Below are 11,848 nucleotides of genomic sequence, written 5' to 3' on the forward strand. Positions count from 1 at the left end.
AAAGCGTTAATACCAGCAAAATCATGGTCGCTATTTTACACCAATCCGATTCGCTTTCAGACAACAACTTGTTAATCTAGCGCAGATTGGTTGGTCACCAGGATGGTTTTACTTTGGCCCGAGAATGGTTTTCTCCCGAAACATGGCAAAACAAATCGCTCTTTGTCGCGATTGGCTTAGGCGTGCTCGGTGCTGTCACCAACCTATTTACCATTCCCATGTTCGCCAATACCAGCTTGGTCCTCGGCGGCGTGTTCAGCATGCTAGCCGCTATTCTTATGCGCCCCCATCACGCCTTGCTGGCGTCGGTGATTGCCACCACCGGTTTGCTGATTAACTGGCAGCATGGCTGGGGCTACATCTGGTTTCCGCTCGAAGTGCTCTTCGTCAACTGGATGGTGCGGCAGCGTATTCACGCACTGATTGCCGATTTACTCTATTGGCTGCTGGTGGGGATGCCACTGGTGTATTTGGTGCTGATCAGCGTCGAGCAACTGTCACCGCCGATGCTCGCGACCATTCTGGTCAAGCAAGCCCTCAACGGCTATTTGTATACCTTACTTGCAGCATTCATTGCCATGCTGCCGTGGTGCCGCACCTTCCTGTCTGATCGACCGCTGTCGCTACCGCCCTTAAAAATTTATCTAACCCAAGCATTCGGTATGCTGGCAACGCTGAGCCTGTTGGCTTATGGCTTGGTCAGCGAGCGCCATTACACTGATGATGTCAAACAACAACTGGAATTGGATTTATCCAATTACAGTGGCCAAATCCGCACTTACGGTTTGCAGCAAAAAGCCATTGAGCGCAATCAAATGGATGCCTTGGTCGCGATTTGGCGGACCAACTTAGGCCCTGGCGTAATGCCTTCGCAGGTGCAGTTAGATGCCATGTTCGAAGCCAACCCCAGATACCTGGCATTGATGTTGGTGTCACCAGATGGCCAACTGTTGCGCTACAGCCAGCAAAGCGACTTCCAGCAGAGCTTGCGCAGCCGCTCTCCAGCGCCTCAAATCAAGCAAGATGAGCTACAACGCGCAGGCAAGAGCCGGCTGACCCGCTTATCGCATTCAGTAGCCAATTCAGACTTTGGTTTTCAGCCAACAGTCATTGCCACCCGGCCGATTTACGGCACAGACAACTTCACCATCAAAGGCTATGTACAAGGCATTCTGCCACTTAAGCAGCATCAGAAAAATTTGGACAGCTTTCTTGCCGGAACGCCGTTTGAATTTGTCATTTTAGATAGCAATCAACAGGTCAATCTGAGCAGCAGCAATCTCGGCTTGCCACTCAATAGTCACTTTGTGTTTGACACTCAGAGTATGTCGGCGCTGCCGCTACCCTTACCCGCGTTAACCACCGAACTGGGCAATCGCAAAGCCGACTATTTCTATCACCGCCGCCCTCTCGATCAGCAAACTGAAGTGATGGTATTAACGCCGGCGACGAAAGTTTTGGTGAAGCTGCAACAGCATTATCTCAAATGGGCGCTGTTTATTGTCATTGCCTCACTGGCCTCCGTGGTCCTCGGACAGCTGCTGGCGGGTTTGTTTACCCAGCCTCTGGATGCCCTGCTGCGATTTTCCAGTCAGGACAACTTCCCCATCCCGAAAGACAAATCACAAAGCCATAACTTCCATTATCGCGAGCAACACCAGTTATTCGCCAACATCGTGCGGAAAACCAAAGCGCTGGCCAGCTACCACAACTCGCTGGAACATCAGGTCAGCACCCGCACCCAAGAACTGCAAATGCTCAATGATCGCCTCAGTCGCGTGCTACAAGCCTCGTCCGATGGCATTTTGGAAGTCAATGGCAAAGGTCGCATCAACTTCGCCAACCAAATGTTGGCAGGCTGGTTAGAACAACCACCAGAACAATTAGTTGGCCAATCAATCGAAGGATTATTGCTACCCGTTAGTGGCTCCATGACCCTAGAGCAGTGTGTTCATGAAGCTCGCTTTACTGGCACCATGGCCGAAGGTGAGGGCCAACTGCGACGTGACGGAGTGCTGATTGAACTGGAATTCAACGCCGCTCCAACGGCTGTTGAAGATGGCAATGTCGGTGCCGTAGTGATGCTGCGCAATGCTACTTCGCGCAAAGAAATTCAGCGTAACGTTGAACATGCCCGGCGCAGTGCCGAGCTGGCGGCGCAAGCTAAATCCGATTTTGTCGCCAACGTCAGCCATGAGATCCGCACCCCGCTCAACGCCATTGGTGGCCTCATTCAATTATTCGGCCGTGACAATTTATCACTGGAGCAAAAGCAATATTTGAAGCGCATGGCCCACGGCGCCGAACTGTTGCAAGCCATCGTTAACGACATTCTCGACTTTTCCAAGATTGAAGCCGGCCACTTAGAGCTGAATGTGCAGGCGTTTGATCTCGAAGCGCTGCTCGACAACCTTAAATTGTTAATGCTGCCCAAGGCTGAGCAAAAGCAATTGCAGCTGAATCTGGAATTGGCTACGGATGTCCCCATTGGCCTTGTTGGCGACTCGTTGCGGCTTAGTCAGGTACTGATGAATCTGGTCTCTAATGCCATCAAATTTACTAAACATGGCCATGTCACCGTTACCGTCACTGTGCTGCCGGAACGTGACAGCGACAAAGCTCATCTGCGCATGGCAGTAACCGACAGCGGCATTGGCATTGCCCCAGAAAAATTAGGTAATTTGTTCCGGCCATTTACCCAAGCCGACAATGCCACCACCCGCCAATATGGTGGCACGGGCCTTGGCCTAGCGATCTGTCAGCGCTTGGTTGGCCTGATGGGCGGCCAACTGCAAGTCAGCAGCATTCCCGAGCGCGGCAGCAAATTCTGGTTTGATATTCAGTTGCCGGTCGCCGCCCCATCTGCCGAGTTGCTGCAAACACCATCGGCCATTGCTGAATCGCCTAATGTGGCATTCAATGGCCAGCGGATTTTGGTGGTGGAAGATAATAGCGTGAACCTGCAAATCACCCAGCTGATGCTGACTCGCCTTGGGTTAAAGGCCGATGGCGCAATATCAGCGGCGATTGCTTTGGAGAAACTGCAACAGCAGGCATTTGATTTGGTGTTAATGGATTTACAAATGCCAGAAATGGATGGCATTGAAGCGGTTGGTAACATCCGTCAATGCCGCGACTGGGACAACATACCGGTGGTGGCGCTGACTGCTCACGTATCGGTTGCCGATAAAAAGCGCTGCCTTGCCGCCGGCATGCAAGACCACATTGGTAAGCCGGTCGTGATGACCGAGTTGACCCGCGTGCTGGCGCGTCATTTGAGTTTTTCAGTCGACGGCGACGATAGTCACTCAGGGCCACATGAATTGGCAACCGAGGCGGCCGATCTGCAATATTTGCAGCAAACCTTCTATCAGCGCTATGGCAAAATCGACGTTCACCTGCGAACGCTGGTTGAAATTGACGCCTGGCAAGATGCCAGAGAATTAATTAACGCCGCCAGCAAGTCCGCCAGCGACTTTAAGCAAACCGAGCTGAATAATTTGCTGGCGACTTTGGCTCGCGGCATTGAGCAACGCCAGCTCGACACAACCGCTCTGGCTCAACTTGCCGATTACATCAATACCGCCCAGCGACAGTTGCAGGCGGCAGAGATCAATAGCGTCGGCTAACCACCAATGCCACTGTGGCGCAGCAGTGGTTGAATGTCAGGCTCTCGTCCACGGAACGCTTTAAACAGCTCCATTGGCGGTCGCGAGCCGCCCTGCTCAAGCACGTTATGGAGGAACTCAGCGCCAGTTTCGGCATTGAAAATACCGTCCTGCTCAAACTTATCGAAGGCATCAGCAGACAACACTTCCGCCCACTTATAGCTGTAGTAACCGGCAGCATAACCACCAGCAAAAATATGGCCGAATGAATTCTGGAAGCGATTGAACGCTGGCGGCTGGATCACTGCCACCCGCTCTCTGACTGAGGCCAGCACTTCCGCGACATCACCTGCCGATAAGTGCAGTTCAAAGTCGAACAGGGCAAATTCCAGCTGACGCATCATGCCAAGTGCCGATTGGAAATTACGGCCATCGAGCAGGCGTTGCAGCAAATCCGCCGGCAGCGGTTCGCCGGTTTCGTAGTGGCCCGAAATAAAGCTCAGCGCTTGCGGCTGCCAACACCAGTTTTCAAGGAATTGGCTCGGTAATTCAACCGCATCCCAAGGCACCCCATTGATGCCTGAGACGCTGGCAATATCGACTTTCGTCAGCATATGGTGAATGCCATGACCAAACTCGTGGAACAGGGTGACCACTTCATCGTGAGTAAACAGTGCCGGCTTATCGCCAACGGGCTTGTTGAAGTTGCAGGTCAAATAGGCCACTGGCAGCTGCAGTTGGCCTTCTGCGGTTTGCCTACGCACTCGGCATTCATCCATCCAAGCGCCGCCGCGCTTATGCTCGCGGGCGTATAAATCAAGGTAGAAACTGCCGCGGTGAACATCGCTGCTGTCATAGATGTGGAAGAAGCGCACGTCATGGTGGTAGCTATCGAAATCCTTTTGCTCCTCAACTCGCATACCAAACAACCGCTTAACCACTTCGAACAAGCCATTGACCACGCGGTTTTCTGGGAAATATGGGCGCAAGATTTCATCACTAATGGCGTATTTCGCTTGCTTGAATTTTTCCGCGTAGTAGGTCAAATCCCACACGTTCAACTCACTAACGCCATGGGTTTCGCGGGCAAACTCTGTGAGTTCGGCCAACTCTTTTTTCGCTTGCGGTAATGACCGCGCCGCCAAATCGTTGAGGAACTTCACCACTTGCTCGGGCGATTCGGCCATTTTGGTGCTGAGCGACAACTCGGCATAGTTATCAAAACCAAGTAGCGTCGCCAATTCGGCGCGCAACGCCACGAGTTCGCGCATGAGCTCAGCATTGTCCCATTTACCCGCATCTGGCCCCTGATCGGATGCTCTGGTGCAGAACGCGGTATAAACCTCGCGCCGCAGCTCGGAGTCATCGGCGTACGTCATCACCGCCATGTAGCTCGGAAACTCCAAGGTCAGCAAATAACCGTCCAACTCTTTACCGGCGGCAGCTTGCTGAGCAGCATCAAGCGCGGTTTGTGGCAGCCCAGCCAACACCGCGACATCGGTGACATGTTTTTGCCAAGCGTTAGTGGCATCTAATAAGTTGTTGCTGAACTGCGATGATAACTCCGCCATGCGGGTTTTAATCTCGCCGTAACGTTGCTGCTTGTCGGCATCCAAATCGATACCCGATAAGCGAAAATCACGCAGGCTATTGTCGATTGACTGACGCTGAGCCTGACTGAGATCAGCGTATGCTTCGCTGTCGGCTAGCTTTTGGTAGGCTTCAAACAACCCTTTGTGCTGGCCCAAATAGGTGCTGTATTGGGACAACGCAGGCAAGCAGGCATCATGCGCTTCGCGCCATTCAGGCGAATTCAACACGCTATTGATGTGGCCAACGGGCGACCACACTTGGCTAAGCTGATCATCGGCTTGCTCCAGCGGAGCCACAATGGTCTCCCAACTGACCGCCTCTGACTGAGCTAACACCTCATCAACAACGGTTTTGCAATGGTCAATGGCTTGCTCGACCGCAGGTTGAATGTGTTCAGCAGACAATTTCGAGAAAGGCGGCAATGGCGCATTTGCTAGCAAAGGATTGGTTTGATTCATTAGCATTCTCTTTAATTCACTGGCGGCAAGGATTGCAGCGCGCTATAACCTTCATATGGAGCCAGAGTCCGGTAATTCAATGGTCACTTTCAACCTGACCAACCATCTGGCAAACTGCGGACACAAATTCTAAAGAGATGCCCTCATGAAAACATTCGATTACATCTGTATTGGTGCTGGCTCAGGCGGCATTGCATCGGCAAACCGGGCGGCGATGCACGGCCAAAAAGTGGCACTGATCGAAGCCCGCCACATCGGCGGTACCTGCGTGAACGTTGGTTGTGTGCCGAAAAAGGCCATGTGGTTTGGTGCCCAAGTTGCCGAAGCAATCCATAAGTATGCGCCAGATTATGGCTTTGATGTCAGCGTCAACAACTTCAATTGGCAAACGTTGGTAAAAAGCCGCGATGCCTATATCGAACGAATTCATGGCTCTTATGATCGCGTGTTAGGCAATAATGGTATCGAAGTCATCAACGGCTTTGCCAAGTTTGTTGATAACCGCACCGTTGAAGTCAATGGCGAGCTCTACAGTGCCCCGCACATCTTAATTGCCACTGGCGGCCGCCCGACTCGCCCCAACATTCCAGGTGCCGAATATGGCATTGACTCTGACGGCTTCTTTGCCCTCAATGAGCAACCAAAGCGGGTCTGTGTGGTCGGCGCAGGTTATATTGCCGTAGAGCTAGCTGGCGTGTTGCACTCGCTCGGTTCGGTGACTCATCTGGCGGTGCGTAAACATGCACCGCTGCGAAACTTTGACCCGATGTTGAGTGACACCTTGGTCGAATTAATGGCCGAAGATGGCCCAACCCTGCACACCCACAGCATTCCAAAGTCAGTAGTGAAGCACGACGACGGCAGCCTCACCATTGAATTTGAAAATGGCCAAGGCATTACCGTTGATTGCCTGATTTGGGCGATTGGCCGCGAGCCAGCGACCGACACCATTGCCCTCGATAAAGCCGGTGTTGAAACCGACGAGCGCGGCTACATCAAGGTTGACGAACACCACCACACCAGCGCCGAAGGCGTCTATGCGGTTGGCGACAACATCGGTTACATCGAGTTGACGCCAGTGGCGGTAAAAGCCGGTCGAATTCTGTCAGAGCGCCTGTTTAATGGCCAAGATCAGATGAAAATGGATTACAGCTTGGTACCAACGGTGGTCTTTAGTCACCCGACCATTGGCACCATCGGCATGACCGAGCCAGAAGCTATTGCCGAATACGGCGAAGAAGCCGTTAAGGTTTACAACTCCAGCTTTGGCGCCATGTACACGGCGGTCACCAGCCACCGTCAAATCACTCGGATGAAATTGATTTGCGCTGGCCCAGAGGAAAAAGTGGTGGGTCTTCACGGCATCGGCTTGGGGATGGATGAAATCCTCCAAGGCTTTGGCGTGGCTATCAAAATGGGCGCTACCAAAGCAGACTTTGACGCCTGCGTGGCGATTCACCCGACATCAGCCGAGGAGTTCGTGACTCTTCGCTAGTCGCTCAAGCTGCACTTCGTCAGCGTCGAATCAGCGCAGTAATACGCTGGTTTGACGTTGGCTTCAGTGGGCTAGGCTAAGGATGATGTTTTCCGCAATAACCATCGACAAACTGCGATGCTTGAGCTCATCGTCACTAATCGCAAATGAGCTGAGGTTCTCGGTTCGCACCATTTTGCTCGCAGGCACTGCCGCTTTATCCAACTGAGCGTCATCCAACTGAGAAAGGCCCAAACGATTGATCATTTCAAAGGGCGATTGATTGGACAGTGAATTGAGTTGTTGGTTAGCCATTGGTGACCTCTGCTCTTGTCATTTGTTAAGACAAAGTTTAAGAACTTGTTACCAATCTTGAACCTAGAAAAATTACCGGTTCGGCGCCGAGAAATTACGGTTTTCTACTGGCCTGCATCGGCAATAGCAAATTGGTTTTTGCCACTGTGCTTGGCGCGATACATGGCCTCATCTGCTGCATGTTGTAAATCGACTTCATTGTCGGCATCGGTTGGGTAAACCGATACCCCAATGCTGGCGCCAATGATGATCGACTGGCCGTTAATCACAATCGGCTCACTGATGGCTGCAATTAGCTTTTTACAAACCAGCTCCATGGCATCTTTCGATTTGATGCCAGGCATAATGGCAATAAACTCATCGCCGCCAATACGGCATACTGAATCGCTTTTTCGGACATTGGCTTTAAGCCGTTTTGCGACCGTCTTTAACACTTGATCGCCAATCTCATGACCAAAGTTGTCATTAACCGGCTTAAAGTCGTCCAAATCGATAAACAACAAAGCGAGTTTGTCGTTTTCGCGCTTGGCAATCTCAATCGCCACTTCCAGCCGATCGACCGCCAACCGACGATTCGGCAACCCCGTTAATGAATCGTGATTGGCCAATTGCTCAATGACTTGTTTCTGTTCACTGAGCTTGGCATTCAACTCATAGCAACGCAGATTGTGAGCATGGATCACTTTGATCATCAGGACGCCAAAAAACAAAGTGGCAAATACCGTGGGCCCCCAACCGGCCAGTTGGTAAATAAACTCATTGGCGTCAATCGGCAACGCTTGCTGGCCACTGACAAACAACACCGTTGCCAGCATGATGGCTGCGGTAGTGGCCATGACCAGATAGACCACTTTTTTCGGGAAGCAGTAAGCGACAATCAAGGTCGCGAAGAAGAACCAGACAAAGGCGGCGCTATGGAAACCATATTGAATAATGGCCGGCATGCCACAAGCGAACAGAAAGCCGACTGCGACAGCGGCTTGAGCCGGCCGACTGAAGCGATTGCGGGCAAAGAAGAAAATCGAAACAAAGGCAATCAGCGAGCTTTGAATGAGCAGGGTGTAGGTCAGACCGGAATAAATCGCGCGATATACGCCAATCATTGCGCCGAGCGGCGCAAGAAAAATCAGGGCAATCCAAACATCATCAATCAGGTTGTTTTTCAATGCGCCAAGGAGATCATCATCACCCTGCGCACTACTACGAAAAAACTCGCGCATTGCTGTACCACTTCAGAACTGACTCAGTTCGGATTGGTTGCCGCTAAGCCATTTTCAATTGCAAATTTAATTAACTCTCTCGCGTTATCGAGTTTCAGTACTTCAATCATTTTGTACTTATGAAACTCAACGGTGCGACTCGAAATATTCATAATGTTGGCCACTTCCTTTGCCGTTTTACCTTCCGCCAATAGTTGCAGCACTTCATGCTGACGCGGCGATAACTGCGCCAGAGGGTCCGTTGCTTTAGTATCACCACCTTGGCGATACGCCTCCATCACATCAGCTGCCAGCAGCGAGGTAATAAAGGTTCTGCCAGCCAATGCTGCGTCAACTGCGGTTAACAGCTCATCGGCAGCCGAGTGCTTCAGTACATATCCGGCGGCGCCGGCATCCAGAGCTCGGATGGCGTATTTGACGTCTGGGTGCATGGTCAAAAACACCACCTTGGCGTCAACTTTTTGTTCTTTGAGCTTGTGCAGTGCATCAATGCCATTCAACAGTGGCATCGACACATCAGAAACAATGACATCGGGCTTGTGCTGTTTGGCGGCGGTGATCAGCTCACGACCATTTTCGACGGTAGCAACCACATCGTATTGTTGTGCCAATAGATTCTTAATACCCTCAGCTACGAGGACGTGGTCATCTGCTAGGATTACTGTCTTTTTCATATCCGGCTATTTGTCCTTCAACGCGATACCTTCAACTACGTTGTATCGGATCCAAAGTTCAATTTCTATTGATACTAACTCAGGAGCCACTGGATAACTTAGCGTTTTCCAATGTTTGTTGCCTAATTGTTAGTACCGCATAGCCGAGGCCAAGCTCATCTCGCGGCAATCATTGCAGGCAAAACTATAGGGAATGTTTGGTAAAGTTCAGGTGAAAAGTAGCGGCTTAAATGATAACCAGCTGTAAAAGCAACGATTATTAATTGTGCAATTGTTGTTAACCGTTAGCGCCTATTGCGCTTTGGCCGCAGCAAGCGCCATGGTCAGCTCAACCGTGGCACCTTGATTGAGCTCGGCAGCAATGGCCAATTCTGCGCCAATCAGCTTGGCCCGCTCCATCATGCTTTGCAGGCCAATCCCCGGCGACTTCATCGCCTGCTCAACATCAAAACCGACGCCATCATCCATCACCTGCAAGATCAGCCGCTGCTGTTCAATTTCAAGGGACACTTGAACCATCGACGCACAGGCATATTTAGCAACATTATCAAGCGCTTCTTGGACAATCCGAAACAAGCTCAAGCGCGCCTCCGATGACAACTCAGGCAACTGCTTACTGACATGAAACGCCACATCAATGGATTCTCGGCGGATAAAGCTTTCCACCTCTGTGGTTAAGGCATCAGCCAAACCTAGATCGTCAATCATGGCTGGATGCAAGCGGCGGGATAAATCATGGGCATCAGCCGCCACCTGAATTAAATTGGCTTTTAGTTTGGCGACCCGATCTCGCGCCGGCGCGATATCAGGATCCAATTCCAACCCGCCAACGTCGATAGAAAGTGCCGCCAAGCGCTGGCCAAAATCATCATGTAATTCAGCTGCCACCCGACGACGCTCTTCTTCTTGCACATGGATTAATTTGGCCGTTAATTTTTGCAGTTTGTCGGCACTCTCGGCTTGTTGTAACTCAGCCAATTTTTGATCATGAATATCCTGTGTGGTGCCGAGGGCAAACTCCAAATTACCCTCAGAATCAGTATCTAGCTCTGCAATTTCTCGGATCCATTTGACTTTGCCATCAATCAATAAGCGGTGTTCAGACTGGTAGACGCCTTTGTCGACGGCGTGTGCCCAACGTTGCTTGACGGCCAATTGATCCTCGGGGTGAACCAGTTGCAAATACCCTCGCCGCGTCACTCGGCGATTGTGGGGTAAACCAATCATTTGGCCCCCCTCGCCGCTCCAAATCATGGAATCATCAACCGCCTGCCATTGCCAGCTGGCCATACCCGCCATGCGCTGCGCACTCGCTAGCAAGACCTCACTTTTTTGTACCGCTAAAAATGCCACGCGGCGATTGCGAATGGTGATCACGCCAACCGCTACTGCGGCCAAGAGGGTGATCAGACCCAGCCAGAGCAACAAGGTTTGCCAGTTTTGCTTTTCCACCACCCGAACATTGGTCCACTTATCCAGCAACAAAGCGCGCTCTTGCTCAGTGATTACAGCTATTACTTGATTGAGCAGTGGCACCAATTCAGCCTTGGCCGGATGAACCGCAAATGCCTGACCAAAGCGATAGGGCGTGGTGGCTGCAAACTCGATATTGTCGATATCAGACAAACGCAACAGCTGTTCAATAATGGCATTGGAATGCACTATGCCGTCAGTCTGGCCGGTCGCCAGCCCTTCCAAGGCATTTTCAATACTGTTGTAGGTAATTAGCTCAATCTGCGGATAGTCGCGCGCTAACACATCAGCAACTGCCGAGTCTCTCAGCACCGCGAGTGAATGGCTCTGCATGTCATCAAGGCCGCTGACATAATGAAAATCGCTGCGGGTAAATAGCACCAGCTCATCAATTAAATAAGGCTCTGAGAACAAAAAGTGCTGCGTTCTAGGCTCGGTGATGTAAATCCATGGAATGAAATCAATTTGACCGGTGCGCAACATGGCAAGGGCCTCTGCCCAAGATGCCGACGGCTTATAAAACGCTTCTATACCTAAGTGCTGTTCAAGACGAGCAATAATGTCGGCACTGACCCCAGCGAATTCATTGTTACGATTGATATAGCTAAAAGGGCGGGCTTTGGCTGCGGCAGAAAAGGTCAGGCGATTATTGTTCGCAAGCCACTGTTGTTGTTCAGGCGTCAATGCTGACTCGGCCGACAGATGAAAGCTAAACAAGATCAGCAAACCAACGCACAAGGTTTGGCACTTGTTCAATATCAGCTTCATGTCTATCCCCACCCGATGACTTGACTAGTAAACCCTAGGCGTCGCCTGATGAGCCATTAGGCTGACCAACCAAACACCTAACATATTGTTGTTAATGGCTAATTAATCATTCCTAACTATTGTAGCTAGTCCAGCTCAGACGCCCTACTCGTAATTTTACTAGTCCTTCAGCACGAGCTTTTCCCAGCCCATGACCCGTGGTTTTGCGAGTATCGACAAACTCACCAACCACATAACATTTACATCAACAAAACAACACTGACTT

7 protein-coding genes are annotated in these 11,848 nt (G+C 51.2%); 2 read left to right on the forward strand and 5 right to left on the reverse strand.

All coding sequences use genetic code 11. The annotated features are described in order from the left end of the window. The first annotated feature begins 113 nt into the window (after window positions 1–113). A complete protein-coding gene (locus IC617_RS12365) occupies window positions 114–3,629 on the forward strand; it encodes a PAS domain-containing hybrid sensor histidine kinase/response regulator (protein WP_191145293.1) in 3,516 nt (1,171 codons plus the stop codon). Here the strand turns inward: IC617_RS12365 and prlC are convergent. Continuing rightward, the gene (gene prlC, locus IC617_RS12370) at window positions 3,626–5,659 is read right to left on the reverse strand and encodes an oligopeptidase A (RefSeq protein WP_191145294.1); all 2,034 of its coding nucleotides are present in this window, start codon (window positions 5,657–5,659) and stop codon (window positions 3,626–3,628) included. The two genes, IC617_RS12365 and prlC, sit on opposite strands and share 4 nt — an antisense overlap. 145 nt (window positions 5,660–5,804) lie before the next feature. Here prlC and gorA point away from each other — a divergent pair, with 145 nt between their 5' ends. Continuing rightward, window positions 5,805–7,154 carry a glutathione-disulfide reductase gene (gorA, locus tag IC617_RS12375; RefSeq protein ID WP_191145295.1) on the forward strand — a complete coding sequence of 450 codons (1,350 nt, stop codon included), beginning with the start codon at window positions 5,805–5,807 and terminating at the stop codon, window positions 7,152–7,154. Window positions 7,155–7,217: 63 nt separating this feature from the next. On the opposite strand, the gene IC617_RS12380 is transcribed toward gorA, so the two are convergent. The 4 genes from IC617_RS12380 to IC617_RS12395 all read right to left on the reverse strand — a co-directional run bounded on the left by IC617_RS12380 (window position 7,218) and on the right by IC617_RS12395 (window position 11,583). Continuing rightward, window positions 7,218–7,448 carry a hypothetical protein gene (locus IC617_RS12380; RefSeq protein WP_191145296.1) on the reverse strand — a complete coding sequence of 77 codons (231 nt, stop codon included), beginning with the start codon at window positions 7,446–7,448 and terminating at the stop codon, window positions 7,218–7,220. 104 nt (window positions 7,449–7,552) lie between these two features. Then, a complete protein-coding gene (locus tag IC617_RS12385; protein ID WP_191145297.1) occupies window positions 7,553–8,668 on the reverse strand; it encodes a GGDEF domain-containing protein in 1,116 nt (371 codons plus the stop codon). A 23-nt stretch (window positions 8,669–8,691) separates the two neighbouring features. Then, the gene (locus IC617_RS12390) at window positions 8,692–9,342 is read right to left on the reverse strand and encodes a response regulator (protein ID WP_191145298.1); all 651 of its coding nucleotides are present in this window, start codon (window positions 9,340–9,342) and stop codon (window positions 8,692–8,694) included. Between the two features lie 291 nt (window positions 9,343–9,633). Continuing rightward, the gene (locus IC617_RS12395) at window positions 9,634–11,583 is read right to left on the reverse strand and encodes a transporter substrate-binding domain-containing protein (protein WP_191145299.1); all 1,950 of its coding nucleotides are present in this window, start codon (window positions 11,581–11,583) and stop codon (window positions 9,634–9,636) included. Between the last annotated feature and the right edge of the window lie 265 nt (window positions 11,584–11,848).

It is taken from the genome of Neiella litorisoli, from assembly GCF_014773395.1.
Classification (GTDB): Bacteria; Pseudomonadota; Gammaproteobacteria; order Enterobacterales; family Neiellaceae; genus Neiella; species Neiella litorisoli.